Here is a 16007-nt window from a genome sequence, read left to right as displayed (position 1 = left end):
CGCGCTGGGGCATGAAAGCAAAATGGCCAAATCCCCCTCCTTTTCCTGTTCTGCTTGCGGCAATGTCACCACCAAATGGGCCGGGCGCTGCGAAGCCTGTGGCGAGTGGAATACCATCTCCGAAGACGCAGGGATCTCCAAAGGCCCCGCCAAATCACTCGGCGCGAAACGCGGCTCCTCAATTGTCCTGACCGATCTAGCAACAGAAGAAGCCCCACCGCCCCGCACCCAGTCGGGGATCGAAGAGCTGGACCGGGTCCTGGGCGGCGGGCTGGTTCCGGCCTCTGCCATTCTGGTGGGCGGCGATCCCGGTATCGGTAAATCGACCCTGTTGCTGCAGGCCGCGGCGCAGTTTGCGCGCTCCGGGCTGAAAACGATCTATGTCTCGGGGGAGGAGGCCTCGGCCCAGGTTCGCATGCGGGCACAGCGCCTTGGCCTCGCCGACGCGCCCGTGAAGCTCGCCGCCGAAACCAACCTGCGCGACATCCTCACCACGCTGGAGGCAGAAAAGCCGCAACTGGCGATCATCGATTCCATCCAGACGATGTGGGCCGACAACGTCGAAAGCGCCCCCGGTTCCGTCAGCCAGGTGCGCGCCGCCGCCCATGAGCTGACCAGCTTTGCCAAACGCAAGGGCATCAGCGTCATTCTGGTGGGTCACGTCACCAAGGAAGGCCAGATCGCCGGCCCGCGCGTGGTCGAACATATGGTCGACACGGTGCTTTATTTCGAAGGCGAGCGCGGGCATCAATTCCGCATCCTGCGCGCAGTCAAAAACCGCTTTGGTCCCGCCGATGAGATTGGCGTTTTCGAGATGACCGGCAAGGGGCTGGCCGAGGTGGCGAACCCCTCGGCGCTGTTTCTCTCTGAACGGGGCGAGCCCTCACCCGGATCGGTGGTTTTTGCCGGTGTCGAAGGCACGCGGCCTGTGCTGGTGGAATTTCAGGCCCTGGTGGCCCCCTCGCCCCATGCCCAAGCGCGACGCACCGTTGTCGGCTGGGACGGTGGACGCCTTGCCATGATCCTTGCGGTGTTGGAGGCGCGCTGCGGCATCCCTTTTGCCGGGCTTGATGTGTACCTCAATGTCGCGGGTGGCATGAAGGTCTCCGAACCTGCCGCCGATCTCGCCGTCGCGGCCGCCTTGCTGAGCGCGCGAGAAGACGCCGCCCTGCCCGCCGACACCGTGGTTTTTGGCGAAATCAGCCTGTCCGGCGCGTTACGTCCCGCGACACAGACCGAAAACAGGTTGAAAGAGGCGCAAAAACTTGGTTTCACCGCTGCAATTGCCCCCGGAGGCGGCAAACCGGTTGGTGTGAGTGGGATTTCCCTGAACACGATGGGGGATCTGACCGGGTTTGTGGGTGAAATATTTGGTGCCGGATAGGCACGGCGACGAAAGGCTTCGGAGACTATGGAAGGTTTTACCATCATTGACGGCGTTGTGGCGCTGATCATCGTTGTCTCGGCGTTGCTGGCCTATGGGCGCGGCCTCGTGCGCGAGGTCATGGCAATTGTCGGATGGATTGCCGCGGCAATCCTGGGCTTTCTCTTTGCGCCACAGGTTGAGCCACTGGTGCGTGAGATCCCGGTGGTGGGCGAGTTCCTTGCCGACAGTTGCGAGTTATCGATCATCGGCGCTTTCGCCCTGGTGTTTGCGGTCGCGCTGATCGTTGTCTCGCTCTTTACCCCGCTGTTTGCCTCGGTGGTGCAGCGCTCGGCGCTTGGCGGCATCGATCAGGGCTTTGGCTTCCTCTTCGGCGTCGCACGCGGCGTGCTGTTGATTGCCATCGCGTTTTTTGTCTACGAAACCGTCGTGACGGGCGAGACCTATACGGTCGTCGACGAAAGCCGGTCGGCCGTGGTGTTCGCGCAGATTTCAGACCGGATTCAAAATTCCGAGCCCGAACAGGCGCTCGGCTGGATCACCCAGCAATATGAAACGCTGGTTGGAAACTGCGGAGCCTGATGGCAAACCCGGATAGTTGCACAAAATTGCTGCGATTTTAACGCGGTTTAAAGAGTAAAACCCTAGCTTCCGCGCAAGGAAGACGCTGAGGGGCACCGTGTGACCGATCCATTCTTTGACTGCTTCGAACATGTCGCGGCATCTGTGTTTGTAACTGAACCGGATGCGCAGGGCGTACTGCGCTACACCGGCTGGAACAGCGCCGCTGAGACCGCCTTTGACCTGCCCCGCGCGCGGGTCATCGGACGCACCGCGCGCGACGTTTTTCCCAGCGCCTGCGGCGACGCGATGTACGAAAGCCAGGCGCTGGCCTTTGCCATGGGGGATACCGCCGTCAGTGAGGTGATCCTGCCGGTAGAAGGGCGATCCAAACGCATGCGCACCACCTGGATCCCCAAACGCGGGTCGGATGGAACCATATTGCGCCTCATCGGTACGGCAACCGAAGCCTCGCCAATGCTTCACTCCTATGCGCCTGAGGCGCCGATCATGAAACCGATGACGGAACGGGAACAATTCATTTCCCTGGCTGCACATGATCTGCGCACGCCCATGCGCAACATCTCCATTCTGATCGACATGCTGCGCGAAGACTTTGAGGATCGGGGCGACGGCAAGTTGGAACTGATCGACATGCTCGAAGATGTCGCCGTCAAGTCAGGCGAATTGATCCGGGATGTCCTGTCACACACTCAAGAGACAACGGCCCATCCCTGCGAAGGCCCGTTTGATTTGGGCCTGTTGTGTCAGACGCTATGTGATGTCCTGGACCCTTGGGCCGCGCATGACATCCGCTGGCCAGACATGGTGGTGGATGGCGACAAAACCGCTTTTCAGATCGTGTTGCGCAACCTGCTCGACAATGCACTGAAGCACGGTAAGAAATCGAAGCTGCATGTTGATATTTCGGTCCACGCCGCGGCACCCGGCATGGTCAGCGTCGTGGTGCAGGACGATGGCTCAGGCTTTGACAATCCTGGTCAGGCGTTTCTGGAAACCGGCTCCTTCCGCAGCGACAGCGGATACGGCTTGCTCAGCGTGCGGCGTCTGCTGCTGGCGCGCGGCGGCAAGATTTCCATTGATGAGATGTCGGGCAATGGCGGCAGCGCGATTACCTTTTCGCTTCCCGGAAGCATTGTCGGTGGCAAGCCTGAAAACCGTGTGCGCCAGGCGGGCGCCTGAAAAACAGGATAACTTCGCGTCATAGGTGTCGTGACCGTTGCCAAGGGGCGACATTCATCGATTGAACCATGATAGTTTCGTGACAGTCTTCTCCCAACGCCCTACATAGAGCGTGTCGCTTACATCGGATTCGGAGCTGCCCCGTTGTCCAAAATCATGCCTGCCGCACACCCTTTTGACGCATCCTATCTGCGCGATGGCGATGACGACGATAAACTCAAGGAAGAATGCGGCATCTTTGGCGTCATTGGCGTTGTGGACGCGGCAAATTTCGTGGCGCTTGGGCTGCACGCGCTGCAGCACCGGGGGCAGGAAGCGGGCGGCATCGTCTCCCATCACCCGGATCAGGGCTTCCAGTCCGCCAGACGTTTCGGATACGTGCGCGACAACTTCACCTCACAGAAGATCATGGAAACCCTGCCCGGCCCGCTCGCCATCGGTCACGTGCGGTATTCCACAGCGGGGTCCAAAGGCCAGACCGCCATCCGCGATGTGCAACCGTTTTTTGGCGAGTTTGCCATGGGCGGTGCTGCCATTGCGCACAACGGCAATATCACCAACGCAAATGCGCTGCGCCGCGAGTTGATCGAACGCGGCTCGATTTTCCAATCCTCCTCCGACAGCGAATGCATCATCCACCTGATGGCCCGCAGCCTGCAGCGCACAATACCCGAACGGATGGAAGACGCCCTGCGCCGGGTCGAGGGCGCGTTTTCGGTGGTGGCCATGACCCGCACCAAGCTGATCGGCGTGCGCGATCCGTTGGGCGTGCGGCCTCTGGTGCTGGGCCGTGTCGGGGAAGGCTGGGCGCTGAGTTCCGAAACCTGCGCATTGGACATCATTGGCGCAGATTTCATCCGCGAGATCGAACCTGGCGAAATGGTGGTGATCACGGATAAGGGCGTTGAATCGCACTTCCCGTTCCGCCCGCAAAAACCGCGTTTCTGCATCTTCGAACATGTCTACTTCAGCCGCCCCGATAGTATTCTCGGCGGTCGGTCCGTCTACGAAACCCGCGAGGCCATCGGCCGCGAATTGGCCAAGGAGGCGCCGGTTGAGGCTGATCTGGTCTGCCCGGTGCCCGATTCCGGCACGCCCGCAGCCATCGGATATTCGCTGCAATCAGGCATTCCCTACGCGATGGGCATCATTCGCAACCAATATATGGGGCGGACCTTTATCGAGCCGACCGAGCAGATCCGCAACATGGGCGTGCGCCTGAAATTGAACGTGAACCGCGCCCTGATCGCGGGCAAACGGGTCATTCTGGTCGACGATTCCGTAGTGCGCGGCACCACATCGCGCAAGATCAAGGAGATGATCCTCGATGCCGGCGCTGCCGAGGTGCATTTCCGCATCGCGTCCCCGCCCACGGCATGGCCCTGTTTTTATGGCGTCGACACGCCGCAACGCGAAAAACTGCTCGCTGCGACCATGTCCGAGGAAGAGATGCGCGACCATCTGCAGGTCGACAGCCTGCGCTTCATCTCGCTTGATGGTCTTTACCGGGCTGTGGGCGAGACCAAGGGGCGCAACAGCGCTCAGCCACAGTATTGCGACGCCTGTTTCTCAGGTGAATACCCTGTTGAACCCGCCGATCAGATCGAAAGCGGTTTTGAAATGAAGGCCGCGGAATAACCCGCTGCTGACTGAAACTGTCAGGGCGAAAGGGCATCTTCGATCCCATGCCTCCCATACCACGTGATATCGCCGCGAAAACCGCCAGTTGGCCAGTACCGGCACGCGACCTGTTCTGCAGAATCCGTGAAACGGTACATGATGCGGCAGCCCGCGCAGAAATTGGCCCACTCACCGAGACGCTGAAATGGGGGCAGCCTTCGTGGTTGCCAAGGAAACCGCGCATCGGGACCACCTTGCGATGTGGGTGGGACCCGGACGCGCCCGAGAAGTTCAGCCTCTATGTCCATTGCCAAACGACGCTGATCGAGACGATGAAAACGCTGTACCCAAATGCCTTCGAGTATGATGGCAATCGCGCGATGCGCATGCCGCTGGGCGGGCACCGCTCCCTGCATGCCATTGACCACTGCGCCTTTCTGACACTCACATATCATCGCAAGATCGCTTGACGCGCCCGCTATTCGTGCCCATCACCCCCGCATGACAAAAACAGTTCTCATCACCGGCGCCTCACGTGGCCTGGGCGCAGCACTCGCCGAAGCCCTCGCGCCGACGCATCACATCATCGCGGTCGCCAAAACCACCGGCGCGCTCGAAGAACTCGACGACCGGATCACCGCCAAAGGCGGGTCTGCAACCCTTGCGCCCATGGATATCACCAACGCCGACGCCATGGCGACCTTGTGTCGTGGCATCTTTGATCGGTGGAACGGGCTGGATCTGTGGTGCCACACGGCAATACACGCAGCCCCCCTCGCCCCGGCAGATCACATCGACAGCAAGGATTTTTCCAAATCCGTCACGGCCAATATTGCCGCCACATCGAAATTGATCACCTATATCTCGCCACTGCTCGGCCAAAGCGGACATGCGGTTTTCTTTGAGGATGCACAGGCGGGCACAAAATTCTTCGGCAGCTACGGCGCCACCAAGGCTGCACAAATCGCGCTGGCCAAAAGCTGGCAAGCAGAGACGGCAAACACGGGGCCAAAGGTCAGTATTCTGTCACCACCGCCCATGCCCACCGCCACGCGGGCCCGCTTCTACCCGGGCGAGAACCGCACGGGGCTGACCACACCTGCAAAAGCGGCCGCCGACATTCTCGCGCAGCTCTAACGCTTCTTCTGGCCCTAAATATCCCCGCCGGAGGCTCCCGCCCTTGCCGCCTGCGCGACCCTCGCCTATCAAGGCGCAAAGGGATTTATCCATGCGCATTCTCATCACAAATGACGACGGCATCAACGCTCCGGGGCTGAAGGTCCTGCATGCCATCGCAACCGACCTCGCGGGGGACACCGGCGAGGTTTGGACCGTGGCGCCCGCCTTCGAGCAATCAGGCGTCGGGCATTGCATCAGCTACACCCATCCGATGATGATCAGTGAATTTGAACCGCGCCGCTTTGCCGCCGAAGGCTCGCCCGCCGACTGTGTGCTCGCCGGGCTGCACGACGTGATGAAGGAAACGCCGCCCGACCTTGTGCTCTCAGGCGTCAACCGGGGCAACAACTCTGCGGAAAACACGCTTTATTCGGGGACCATCGGCGGCGCGATGGAGGCCGCGTTGCAGGGGCTGCCAGCCATCGCACTCTCTCAATACTATGGTCCGCAAAATGCACAGACCGAAGATCCGTTTGAGGCATCCGCTCAACATGGCGCCGAGGTTGTGCGACGCATCCTGGCCCACACACCCGAAGAGAACGGCGGCTACCGCCTGTTTTACAACGTGAATTTTCCACCCGTCCCTGGCGCGGGCGTCAAAGGCATCCGCCTGTCCACCCAAGGCATGCGTCCCGGCACCGGCTTTTCGACGGAACCCCACAGCTCGCCCTCCGGGCGCAGGTTCCTGTGGATCAAGGGCGGGAACCAGCAGATCGCGACAGCACCGGGCAGCGACGCGGCGGACAATCTGGACGGATACGTCTCTGTCACACCAATGCGCGCGGATCTCACAGCACATGAGATGATGGGACAATTGTCGGGCATCGCTACATGAGTGACGACGCGACGCGCAAGATGCAGTTCCTCTATGCGCTCCGCTCCAAGGGCGTCACGGACAAGCGCGTGCTCTCGGCCATGGAAACCATTGACCGCGGCCCCTTCATTCGTGGGATCTTCTCAGAACGCGCCTATGAGGATATGCCGCTGCCCATCGCTTGTGGTCAAACGATCAGCCAACCCTCTGTCGTGGGACTCATGACACAGGCGCTGCACATCAGCCCGCGCGACAAGGTGCTCGAAGTGGGCACCGGGTCTGGGTACCAGGCCGCGATCCTGAGCAAGCTGGCGCGCCGTGTCTATACGATTGACCGGCACAGCCGCCTTGTCCGTGAGGCCCGCGATATCTTTGATGACATGGATTTGACGAACATCACCGCCATCACCGGAGATGGCAGCTTTGGATTGTCGGATCAGGCGCCTTTCGACCGCATCATTGTCACCGCGGCCGCAGAAGACCCCCCCGGCACGCTGATGGAGCAGCTCAAGGTGGGCGGGATCATGGTTGTGCCTGTGGGCCAGTCCGACGCCGTGCAGCACCTGATTGTCGTGCGCAAGACGCCGGAGGGCTTTGAATATGACGAATTACGGCAGGTTCGCTTTGTTCCCTTGCTCGAAGGCTTGGGAAAGGACGGATAAGCTGCTATAAAGGGCGGATAAAGTGTTGGAACAACCAATGCGTGCCGATGGCTTATTGAGGACAAGCAGATGATCCAAGTATTTCCGCGCAGCCGCGCGCGCCTCTCGCTGATGACTGCAACCGGGCTGGTTGTGCTCTCGGCCTGCGGCCAACCGCTTGATTTTGACTTGCGCGGCGGGCTCGGCGGGTTCAGCACAGCTGATGCCGCAACCCAGGTGGTGACCGCACAGCGACCCAGCCCGGATAATCGTGGCGTCATCTCCTATCCGAATTACCAGGTGGCGGTGGCCGAACGCGGCGATACGATTGAAACGGTGGCCAATCGTCTGGGCGTCAGCGCGCCGGAACTGGCCAGTTTCAATGGCATCGAACCTGGTGCGACCCTGCGTAGCGGTGAAGTCATTGCCCTGCCCAATCGTGTGGCCGAACCCTCGCCCGCTACCGGTGCCATTGGCACAGGTCCCATTCAGCCCGGCGGTGTCGATATCGGCACCCTCGCGGGCGATGCCATCAACCGCTCCCCGGAAACACAAGGCGTGCAGACCGCCGCCCTGCCCCCGGCCCAGACCGCACCGCAACCCCAGACCGGCGATGAGCCGACGCGCCACAAGGTCGAACGTGGCGAGACCGCCTATACCATCGCCCGCCTCTACGGTGTTCCTGTCAAATCTCTGGCTGAATGGAACGGGTTGGGACCGGATTTTGCGATCCGCGAAGGTCAGTATCTGTTGATCCCAGTGGCCAAACAGGCCGCCCCCGCGACGACAACGGCGGAGGCCGCCGTCACCCAGCCCGGTGCAGGATCACCGACCCCAACGCCGCCCAGTGCAACAAAGCCCCTGCCTGAGCCTGAAAAAACCGTAACGCCCGAAGCGCCACCGCCGGTAGATGTCGGCGAACAGACCCAAACCGCATCGGGTGCGGCCATGGTCTTCCCGGTGAGCGGATCCATTATCCGTGAATATGCGAAGGGCAAGAACGAAGGCATCAACATCAAGGCAAATGCCGGTGACCCGGTGAATGCAGCGGATGCCGGCACGGTCGCAGCCATTACCAAAAGCGCAGATGGTGTGCCGATCATCGTGATCCGGCATGACCCCGAATTGCTGACCGTCTATGCGAATGTCACCGACGTCTCGGTCGAAAAAGGCACAAAGGTCAACCGCGGTCAGACCATTGCCAAGCTGCGCGAAGGCAATGACGCCTATGTGCATTTCGAAGTGCGCAAGGGCTTCGACAGCGTCGATCCAATGCCCTACCTGCGGTGATCGACGCCGGGGCGCCTTCGCGTAAAAAGTGTTAAAGCACTGAAAACACCCTGAAATCGCCATGGCTTTGCCCCAATCCAAGGGGAGCAGGCCATGGTCGTGCCCGGTTTCCCCGGCAGAAACAATTCCAACGGTTCCAAACTATTGGATTGAACGCATGGCTGTTTTTTACGGCTACACCTCTGCCATTCTGGGCAGCCAGAGCTCAACCTCCGGCGGCGCGGCAATTGACTATCGCTTCGCGCCAAGCGGCACGTGGCGCTATACGGGCCCCGATACCTATTTCGTTGTCGAAGAAAACGATGGCGCCACACAATTCAACGGTGACCCGACCAACGAGACCGTCTCGGCCCAGGAACAGATCGGAGGGGTCTGGCAGCAGACCACCAACATCGGCGGCACCCAGACACAGTTGATCTGGGACTACACCTTTGAGGTCACCGACGGCACCACCACCTGGCGCGTCGCGGTCATTGATGTGGATCTGAACAACAACGACACCATCGAAGCGGGCGCGGAAAACGGATATTATCTTGTCTTTCCCGATGGCATGCCCCCCGCGGATACCGATCTGACCGTTGGCGCTATTGTCGAGAATGACAACAGCACACCACATTTGGGCCTGGGCGCGACGGTTGTCTGTTTCGCCGCCGATACGCTGATCGAGACAGCCGAAGGTCCGCGCCCGGTTCAGGAATTGCGCGTTGGCGACAACGTATTGACCCGCGATGACGGTCTGCAACCGCTCCGCTGGGCGGGGACAACAACAGTGCCTGCCATGGGGGATCTGGCGCCGATTGTGGTCTCAGCCGGTGTGTTCGGTAATGAGGCTGATCTTGTCGTCTCGCCACAACATGCTCTTTTGGTCGAGGATTGGCGCGCGGAGCTGCTCTATGGGGCGCCCGATGTGCTTGTGCGCGCGGTGGATCTCTTGGCTCATGATGGCGTTTATCGCCGCCCGGGAGGCACGATCACCTATTGTCATATCCTGTTTGACGCACACCAGCTCGTGCGCGCATCGGGGCTGTGGTCAGAAAGCCTCTACCCCGGGGACATGACACTTCAGACTGTCAACCCCGCGGCGCGCGCGGAGATCGAGCACCTTTTTCCCGATCTTGCCGCCTATGGTCCGAAGGCCGCGCGGTGTCTGCGCCATTTTGAAGCCGCCTGTCTCACCCCATGATTCGGCGCCCGATCAAACCCCTGCATGACGTCACCACGTCTCTTTCGTTCGGGATCCGTGGCTTGGGCGCCTGTAAATCTTTGCAAATCACATTGGGATGCGGGCGGGATGCTAAGGCGTCCGCGCGGCGATCCAACAAGGTCGTGCAACTGCTGCAGGCGGTCAACCCGACAGCGTCACACCCCTACGCCCCGCCAGGTCGGTGAAATACTGCCACGCAACGCGACCGGATCGGGACCCGCGTGTCGCTTGCCATTCAATTGCTTCCGCGCGCAGGTCCTCATCATCAATGTCAACGTGATGGGCTGTGCAATACCGGCGGATCATCTCCAGATACTGATCCTGGTCGCAGGGATGAAAACCGAGCCAGAGGCCAAACCGATCCGAGAGCGAGACTTTTTCCTCCACCGCCTCTGACGGGTTGATGGCACTGCCGCGTTCGTTTTCGATCATGTCACGCGGCATCAGGTGGCGCCGGTTGGAGGTCGCATAGAGAACCACATTATCGGGCCGCCCCTCGATGCCACCATCCAGAACCGCTTTCAGGCTTTTGTAATGCGCGTCATCATGGCCAAAACTCAGGTCGTCGCAAAACAGGATAAAGCGGTAAGGCGCACCGCGCAGCAGGTTCAGCAACCGACCGACAGAGGGCAGATCTTCGCGCTGCAGTTCGACAATCCGCAAAGCTTCATGTCTTGCATGAACTTCGCCGTGTATCGATTTCACAAGGCTGGATTTTCCCATCCCCCGCGCGCCCCAGAGCAGCGCGTTGTTTGCGGGCAATCCGCGGGCAAACTGCTCTGTATTGGCCAAAAGCGTATCGCGCGACCGGTCGATCCCCACAAGCAGCGACAGATCAACCCGCGCCACCTGTGGCACCGGTTCCAAACGGTCCGGATCAATATGCCAGACAAAGGCGGAAGCCGCAGCAAAATCAGGGGCCGCCTGCGGCGCCGGAGCCATCCGCTCCAGCGCGGCCGCGATGCGGTCCATCGGGTCGTCGATCACGTCAGGTCGTCCTCATCGTCGTAATAGCCTTCGGCGCGCAGCCGGGCTTCGCGTTTGCCCTCCACACGTTTCACCAGAAAGATCGACACCTCGTAGAGCCCGTAGACCACCACAAAGAGGATCACCTGTGTGATCACGTCGGGCGGGGTCACCAGAGCCGCGAGTACCAGAATAGCCACCACGGCGTATTTACGCACATTGCCCAGGCCTTCCGCACTCACCAGCCCGGCCTTGCCCATCAGGGTCAGCAGCACCGGCAGTTGGAAACACATGCCAAAGGCCACGATGAACTTGATCGTCAGGTTCAGGTATTCCTGCGCGGACCCCTGGAAAACCACGCTCAGACCAGGCGATGTGGCCGGGTCACCGACGACCGCCTCGCCGCCATCGCCGAACTGCTGGAAGCCAAGGAAGAAATCATAGGCCAGTGGTGTGACCACATAGAAGGCAAAAGACGCGCCCAGCAGAAACATCACCGGCGACGCGATCAGGAAGGGCAGGAAGGCGCCCTTTTCATTCTTGTAGAGCCCAGGCGCCACGAACCGCCACATCTGATGCGCAATCACTGGAAAAGACAGGATAAATCCACCCAGAAGCGACACTTTGATTGCGACAAAGAACCCCTCCTGCGGGCTGATGAAGATCAAATCGCAATCCTGCCCGCGGTCGGACAGCACGGTGCATAGCGGGTCCGTGAGAAAGTTGAAAATCGGCGTGGCCACGGTGAAACAGATGATCATGCCCACCAGAAAGGCCAGCACGGAGCGAATCAGCCGCGTGCGCAGCTCCGCCAGATGCTCGATCAGCGGGGCGGCGCTTTCGTCAATGTCTTCGGATGCACTCATGTGTCACTCTTTGCGGGCGGCGTCGGATCTGCATCACGCGCCGCTTCCAGCTTTGCCGCAGCCGCCTGCGCCTCCTGCGCCTCTTTCATCTTGCGGTCTGCCGCCGCGCGGGCCGTGGCCGCCTGGATCTTCTTGGTCTGCTCCGCGCGGTCCGCGGCCATTTTGCCGGTCTCACTCTCCGGATCGAACTTGCCCAGGTCAGCGGCGGCGCTTTTTACCCCCTCCATGGCTGAATTGATCGGATTGGTGGCCGTCTTCAGACCCTTGGCAACATCCTTCATGCCGGTCTCATCCGCGGCATCGTTCATCGCGCGGCTGAATTCACGTGCCATGCCTTTGGCCTTGCCGACAAACTGCCCCAATGTCCGGAACAGTACGGGCAAATCCTTTGGCCCCACAACGATCAGCGCGACGATGCCGATCACCAGCATCTCCGTCCAGCCAATATCGAACATGGATCAGACCTTGTCTTTCTCAGACTCGGGCGTCACATCCTTGGCTTCTTCGGATTTGGCGATTTCGTCCTGGCCTTCGCTGATGCCCTTCTTGAACGACGTGATGCCCTTGCCCACTTCGCCCATCAGGCTGGAGATTTTGCCGCGCCCAAAGAGCACAAGCACCACCACCGCGATCAGCAAAAGACCCGGCAGGCCAATATTGTTCAACATCTCAAGTCTCCCATAACATTGGCGCTCCAATGCAGGAACGCGCATTTCCGGCTCAGGATTACGGAAATCAGGCCCGCGCGGAAAGCGCCGAAGCCCGATTTGACCCCTTCAAACTGCGATCACCCCTGAAAAAGTGATAGCACGCGGTCTCAACTGACAGGTTTATGTCAGTTGTCCTCTGCCATGTCCATTCACATCGCAGAATATTGAAAGGACCCCTTCATGCGTAGACTTCCCCTTTTCACAACTCTCATCGCCTTTGCCGCCGCGGACGCCATGCGCAGCCCGGCCCAGGCGGAACCGGTTGCCGAGGTTGTCACCTTCAAGCTGGTGGCAGGCACCGATCCCCAAGCATTCGTCGCGGCAGCGCGCGGGATCGAACCCTATCTGCGGGGCACCGGCGCGGTTATTTCGCGCACCTTAAGCGTGGATGCGGACGGTATCTGGACGGATCATATCGTCTGGACCTCCTTGCAGGCCGCGAAGGACGCCGCAGATGCCCTGATGGCGCAACCCGAGGCGGCGCCCATGATGACCGTGATCGCCGCGGACAGCGTGACACTGCGGCATGCACCCATCCTGCTGACAATGGACTAACCCACCCGCGGCTGGCACAACTGCGCCATGCGCCGTACTGACCGCCTCTTTGACATCATCCAGATCCTGCGTGACGGAAAACTGCACCGCGCGCAGGACATCGCTGAACGGCTGGAGGTCTCGACCCGCACGATCTACCGCGACATGGACACGCTGATGGCCTCGGGTGTTCCGGTCGAAGGTGAACGCGGCGTGGGTTATATGATCACCGAAGCCATCACCTTGCCACCGCTTACGCTCACGGTCGAGGAGCTTGAAGCGCTCAATCTCGGCGTGGCCATCGTTGCAGAAGCCGCTGATACCGATCTGAAATCCGCAGCCCTCAGCCTTGCAGACAAGGTTGATGCCGTGCTGCCCACCCAGACCATCGCCGAAGCGGACGCGTGGAAGTTTGCGGTCTACCCCTTTGCCGATGCAGCGCGCGGCTTTTCTCACATGCCAACGCTGCGCGCGGCCATCCGCGCCAAACAAAAGCTGCGCCTGACCTATACCTCCAAGGAGGCGCAGGTTACGACCCGCACCATCCGTCCGTTGCATATGGAATACTGGGGGCGCATCTGGACCCTGACCGCGTGGTGCGAAATGCGCGATGCCTTCCGTGTGTTCCGCGTCGATCTGATCCAAACTGCGGAGGCCTTGCCCGAACTCTTTGTCGACGAACCGGGCAAGACGATTGCCGATTATGTGCCGTGAAGAAATATGCAGCACGCGTCGCGCGGGGAAGCAAATTGCTTTTGAAAAATTTGGGGCAAAAGGGCGCTATTTCGTTTCGGGCCGAAACAGCACCATTTCAGTTTATCTGACCGCCCCTCTCGGAGCGGCGTGATCAGCAGCCCGCTGCGTTATTTGCGGCAACACCGCCCGCAACAGCACCACCGGCCGTCAGGATATCATTACCGGATCCGCCACCAAGCTGATTGCCGACAGCGGCACCCGCCAATGCACCGGCAACACCGGCGCCGACGCACCCAACCTGTCTTTGTTGTTGGGGTGTCGTTGCACAGGCCTGCAACAGGCCCATCATGGCGAGAGTTACTACGATACCAGTTTTTGTCATTGGTTATTTCCTTGTCAAAATTTGCCAGATCAACTCCGGCGCTTTGCTTTTTAAGTGCACCGCGATAACGCAGCAAGACGCAGATTGTTCCAAAAAGCGGATTGGCGCCGCGCGCTCAGGCGGAAAAGCGCCGATCTAGGGTTTGAGGCGCCACCCCTTCTGGGGCGGCAGAAACGCCTCGACACTGGCCTGCGCGATCACGATTGGATCGTCGGTATCGGTCGCGACATTCAGCCCGCCCTTGACGACCCGCACCTCGGCGCGTCCCCGGGGCAGGGTCGCCGCCAGCGCCGCGGTATCGACCGCATCCGGCTCCTGAACGCCGACCGTGACCTGCACCCGCATCTGGTCATGCCCCATGCCCACAGCCCCGAAGATCGGCAGCGAGGAATGGCGAAACGCATCTTCGATCGCCCGTTTGGCGGCCTTGGTATAGTCCTGCCCGTGCAGGTCGTTGCCCATGCCCATCTCAATGATCAAACGTTGCTCAGCCATCTGCCCGCTCCATGTCAAAGCCCACCGTCAGCGCCACATTGGCCATGATCGTCGGGTTGCCCTCACCTTCCGGGCGCGCCACATCCAGGCCGCCGTGATGCACCCGCACCTCTGTCTGTCCGTAGGGAAAGACCTTGCGCACCTCTTCGACATCCACCGTGTCAGGGTCCTGCACGCCGATGTCGACGGTGATCCGCATGTCGGTTTTTTCAAAACCGAAAAGCTCCGCAAGGTTGATCGAATTGTGCCACAGCGCGTCTTTCACACCGCGCACCGCTGCTTGCGTGTAATCCCCGCGCCGCAGGGATGTGCCCATACCGAATTCCACCAAAAGCCGCTTCATCGCCGTCTCCCTCTTTGCCCGTCAGGCATCAAATACAAAACACCGGTCGCGCCGGATCGTCAGCCACATCACCGTGCCCGGCTGTGGCAGGAACACATTGGGCACCGTCGCGCGCAGCACGGAGCCATCGTAATCCATGACGAACTCGACAAGGCTCTCATTGCCCATAAAGCGCGCGCGCTGCACCACGCCACGCGCCGCCGTACCGTCCGTTGCTGTTGGCTTCGGCCCCGTGCCGTTGCGGTCAAAATCGATGCGCACATGCTGCGGTCGAAAGACGATGTTGACCGATGTCCCGTCCGGCACGCCGGGGGCGAGAAACTGTCCAAAAGGCGTTTCCGCCAGCGCACCGCTGACATCCGCATGCAGCACATTGGCATCGGAGAAAAACGCCACGGCGGCGCGGTCCACCGGGCGAGTGTAGACGTTGTAGGGCGCGCCCTGTTGCACGATCCGCCCGTCGCGCATCAGGGCGATCTCATCGGCCATGCGCATGGCCTCATCCGGCTCATGGGTGACCAGCAGGACAGCTGTGTCCTCTTCCTTGAGGATGTTCAGCGTCTCGTCCCGGATGCCGTCGCGCAGGCGGTTGTCGAGGCCGGAAAAGGGCTCGTCCATCAACATGATCTTGGGCTTGGGTGCCAGCGCCCGGGCCAGGGCCACGCGTTGCTGTTCACCCCCCGAAAGCTGATGCGGGTAGCCATCGATGAACCGCATCAGGTCGACCCGGTCTAGCAGTTCTTCGACCCGTTTGCGTTTGTCGGCTTTCGCACCCGATTTCAGCCCAAAGGCCACATTGTCCGCCACACTCAGATGCGGAAAAAGGGCAAAGTCCTGAAACATCAACCCAATCTCGCGCCGCTCCGGCGGCAGGCGGAAAATCGTGTCACAGACCAGCTGCCCGTCCACGTAAATCTCGCCACTGTCCTGCATCTCGACCCCGGCGATCATCCGCAGGGTCGTGGATTTGCCGCACCCCGAGGGGCCCAGCAGGCAGGTCACCTGCCCGGGCTGGATGGCAAAACTGATATCGTCCACCACGGCCCGACCGTCAAAGGCGCGGCGCAGGTTCCTGATCTCTAGCCGTGGCGGGGGAGGTGTCACGCGGGTCTTCCAAAT

Annotated in this window: 20 protein-coding genes; 12 read left to right on the top strand and 8 right to left on the bottom strand. The window is 60.7% G+C overall.

Going from position 1 to position 16007, the window contains the following annotated elements:
- Positions 1-22: 22 nt before the first annotated feature.
- From radA to Q1A63_RS06565, 10 genes are all read left to right on the top strand, one after another.
- Positions 23-1384: a DNA repair protein RadA gene (gene radA, locus Q1A63_RS06610; protein WP_298970482.1), complete on the top strand. Its 1362-nt coding sequence runs from the start codon at positions 23-25 to the stop codon at positions 1382-1384.
- 27 nt (positions 1385-1411) lie between these two features.
- Positions 1412-1966, top strand: a complete 555-nt coding sequence (locus Q1A63_RS06605) for a CvpA family protein (RefSeq protein ID WP_298969862.1) — start codon at positions 1412-1414, stop codon at positions 1964-1966.
- A 99-nt stretch (positions 1967-2065) separates the two neighbouring features.
- Positions 2066-3148, top strand: coding sequence for a PAS domain-containing sensor histidine kinase (locus tag Q1A63_RS06600; protein WP_298969863.1), 1083 nt, complete (start codon positions 2066-2068; stop codon positions 3146-3148).
- Positions 3149-3304: 156 nt separating this feature from the next.
- Positions 3305-4786 (top strand): amidophosphoribosyltransferase, encoded by a 1482-nt coding sequence (purF, locus tag Q1A63_RS06595; RefSeq protein ID WP_298969864.1) that lies wholly within the window; start codon positions 3305-3307, stop codon positions 4784-4786.
- A 47-nt stretch (positions 4787-4833) separates the two neighbouring features.
- On the top strand, positions 4834-5238 hold the full coding sequence (locus tag Q1A63_RS06590) for a hypothetical protein (protein ID WP_298969865.1): 405 nt from the start codon (positions 4834-4836) through the stop codon (positions 5236-5238).
- 31 nt (positions 5239-5269) lie between these two features.
- Positions 5270-5905, top strand: coding sequence for an SDR family NAD(P)-dependent oxidoreductase (locus Q1A63_RS06585; RefSeq protein WP_298969866.1), 636 nt, complete (start codon positions 5270-5272; stop codon positions 5903-5905).
- A 91-nt stretch (positions 5906-5996) separates the two neighbouring features.
- The gene (surE, locus tag Q1A63_RS06580; RefSeq protein WP_298969867.1) at positions 5997-6782 is read left to right on the top strand and encodes a 5'/3'-nucleotidase SurE; all 786 of its coding nucleotides are present in this window, start codon (positions 5997-5999) and stop codon (positions 6780-6782) included.
- On the top strand, positions 6779-7423 hold the full coding sequence (locus tag Q1A63_RS06575) for a protein-L-isoaspartate(D-aspartate) O-methyltransferase (RefSeq protein WP_298969868.1): 645 nt from the start codon (positions 6779-6781) through the stop codon (positions 7421-7423). Before surE ends, Q1A63_RS06575 begins: the two co-directional genes overlap by 4 nt.
- A gap of 69 nt (positions 7424-7492) precedes the next feature.
- Positions 7493-8692, top strand: a complete 1200-nt coding sequence (locus tag Q1A63_RS06570; RefSeq protein WP_298969869.1) for a LysM peptidoglycan-binding domain-containing protein — start codon at positions 7493-7495, stop codon at positions 8690-8692.
- Positions 8693-8849: 157 nt separating this feature from the next.
- Positions 8850-9875: a Hint domain-containing protein gene (locus Q1A63_RS06565; protein WP_298969870.1), complete on the top strand. Its 1026-nt coding sequence runs from the start codon at positions 8850-8852 to the stop codon at positions 9873-9875.
- A gap of 162 nt (positions 9876-10037) precedes the next feature.
- On the opposite strand, the gene Q1A63_RS06560 is transcribed toward Q1A63_RS06565, so the two are convergent.
- Genes Q1A63_RS06560 through tatA form a run of 4 tightly spaced genes read right to left on the bottom strand, consistent with a single transcriptional unit; the run spans position 10038 to position 12396 of the window.
- On the bottom strand, positions 10038-10883 hold the full coding sequence (locus Q1A63_RS06560; RefSeq protein ID WP_298969871.1) for an ATP-binding protein: 846 nt from the start codon (positions 10881-10883) through the stop codon (positions 10038-10040).
- Complete coding sequence (gene tatC / locus Q1A63_RS06555) at positions 10880-11728, bottom strand: twin-arginine translocase subunit TatC (protein ID WP_298969872.1); 849 nt, start codon at positions 11726-11728, stop codon at positions 10880-10882. Before tatC ends, Q1A63_RS06560 begins: the two co-directional genes overlap by 4 nt.
- Positions 11725-12183: a Sec-independent protein translocase protein TatB gene (tatB, locus tag Q1A63_RS06550; RefSeq protein ID WP_299631091.1), complete on the bottom strand. Its 459-nt coding sequence runs from the start codon at positions 12181-12183 to the stop codon at positions 11725-11727. The genes tatC and tatB overlap by 4 nt, the downstream gene beginning before the upstream one ends.
- A 3-nt stretch (positions 12184-12186) precedes the next feature.
- Positions 12187-12396: a twin-arginine translocase TatA/TatE family subunit gene (gene tatA / locus Q1A63_RS06545; protein WP_298969874.1), complete on the bottom strand. Its 210-nt coding sequence runs from the start codon at positions 12394-12396 to the stop codon at positions 12187-12189.
- A 222-nt stretch (positions 12397-12618) separates the two neighbouring features.
- Between tatA and Q1A63_RS06540 the strand changes: the two genes are divergently transcribed.
- Together Q1A63_RS06540 and Q1A63_RS06535 are read left to right on the top strand one after the other, a co-directional pair.
- Complete coding sequence (locus Q1A63_RS06540) at positions 12619-12993, top strand: hypothetical protein (protein ID WP_298969875.1); 375 nt, start codon at positions 12619-12621, stop codon at positions 12991-12993.
- Between the two features lie 27 nt (positions 12994-13020).
- The gene (locus tag Q1A63_RS06535) at positions 13021-13686 is read left to right on the top strand and encodes a YafY family protein (protein WP_298969876.1); all 666 of its coding nucleotides are present in this window, start codon (positions 13021-13023) and stop codon (positions 13684-13686) included.
- A 133-nt stretch (positions 13687-13819) separates the two neighbouring features.
- Here Q1A63_RS06535 and Q1A63_RS06530 read toward each other — a convergent pair whose 3' ends face one another.
- The 4 genes from Q1A63_RS06530 to Q1A63_RS06515 form a co-directional block, all read right to left on the bottom strand.
- Positions 13820-14050 carry a hypothetical protein gene (locus tag Q1A63_RS06530; RefSeq protein WP_298969877.1) on the bottom strand — a complete coding sequence of 77 codons (231 nt, stop codon included), beginning with the start codon at positions 14048-14050 and terminating at the stop codon, positions 13820-13822.
- A gap of 135 nt (positions 14051-14185) precedes the next feature.
- A complete protein-coding gene (locus Q1A63_RS06525) occupies positions 14186-14545 on the bottom strand; it encodes a Lin0512 family protein (protein WP_298969878.1) in 360 nt (119 codons plus the stop codon).
- Positions 14538-14888, bottom strand: coding sequence for a Lin0512 family protein (locus tag Q1A63_RS06520; protein WP_298969879.1), 351 nt, complete (start codon positions 14886-14888; stop codon positions 14538-14540). Before Q1A63_RS06520 ends, Q1A63_RS06525 begins: the two co-directional genes overlap by 8 nt.
- A gap of 21 nt (positions 14889-14909) precedes the next feature.
- Positions 14910-15992, bottom strand: coding sequence for an ABC transporter ATP-binding protein (locus tag Q1A63_RS06515; protein ID WP_298969880.1), 1083 nt, complete (start codon positions 15990-15992; stop codon positions 14910-14912).
- Positions 15993-16007 lie beyond the last annotated feature (15 nt).

The organism is uncultured Roseobacter sp., from assembly GCF_947499265.1.
GTDB lineage: Bacteria > Pseudomonadota > Alphaproteobacteria > Rhodobacterales > Rhodobacteraceae > Roseobacter.
Note: the sequence above shows the minus strand (reverse complement) of the source record. Positions and strands in the feature narration are given on the sequence as shown.

Coding starts and splice junctions, on each gene's coding strand:
- radA (WP_298970482.1), top strand. CDS start 23: ATGGCCAAATCCCCCTCCTTTTCCTGTTCTGCTTGCGGCAATGTCACC.
- Q1A63_RS06605 (WP_298969862.1), top strand. CDS start 1,412: ATGGAAGGTTTTACCATCATTGACGGCGTTGTGGCGCTGATCATCGTT.
- purF (WP_298969864.1), top strand. CDS start 3,305: ATGCCTGCCGCACACCCTTTTGACGCATCCTATCTGCGCGATGGCGAT.
- Q1A63_RS06590 (WP_298969865.1), top strand. CDS start 4,834: ATGCCTCCCATACCACGTGATATCGCCGCGAAAACCGCCAGTTGGCCA.
- Q1A63_RS06585 (WP_298969866.1), top strand. CDS start 5,270: ATGACAAAAACAGTTCTCATCACCGGCGCCTCACGTGGCCTGGGCGCA.
- surE (WP_298969867.1), top strand. CDS start 5,997: ATGCGCATTCTCATCACAAATGACGACGGCATCAACGCTCCGGGGCTG.
- Q1A63_RS06575 (WP_298969868.1), top strand. CDS start 6,779: ATGAGTGACGACGCGACGCGCAAGATGCAGTTCCTCTATGCGCTCCGC.
- Q1A63_RS06570 (WP_298969869.1), top strand. CDS start 7,493: ATGATCCAAGTATTTCCGCGCAGCCGCGCGCGCCTCTCGCTGATGACT.
- Q1A63_RS06565 (WP_298969870.1), top strand. CDS start 8,850: ATGGCTGTTTTTTACGGCTACACCTCTGCCATTCTGGGCAGCCAGAGC.
- tatC (WP_298969872.1), bottom strand. CDS start 11,728: ATGAGTGCATCCGAAGACATTGACGAAAGCGCCGCCCCGCTGATCGAG.
- tatB (WP_299631091.1), bottom strand. CDS start 12,183: ATGTTCGATATTGGCTGGACGGAGATGCTGGTGATCGGCATCGTCGCG.
- tatA (WP_298969874.1), bottom strand. CDS start 12,396: ATGTTGAACAATATTGGCCTGCCGGGTCTTTTGCTGATCGCGGTGGTG.
- Q1A63_RS06540 (WP_298969875.1), top strand. CDS start 12,619: ATGCGTAGACTTCCCCTTTTCACAACTCTCATCGCCTTTGCCGCCGCG.
- Q1A63_RS06535 (WP_298969876.1), top strand. CDS start 13,021: ATGCGCCGTACTGACCGCCTCTTTGACATCATCCAGATCCTGCGTGAC.
- Q1A63_RS06530 (WP_298969877.1), bottom strand. CDS start 14,050: ATGACAAAAACTGGTATCGTAGTAACTCTCGCCATGATGGGCCTGTTG.
- Q1A63_RS06525 (WP_298969878.1), bottom strand. CDS start 14,545: ATGGCTGAGCAACGTTTGATCATTGAGATGGGCATGGGCAACGACCTG.
- Q1A63_RS06520 (WP_298969879.1), bottom strand. CDS start 14,888: ATGAAGCGGCTTTTGGTGGAATTCGGTATGGGCACATCCCTGCGGCGC.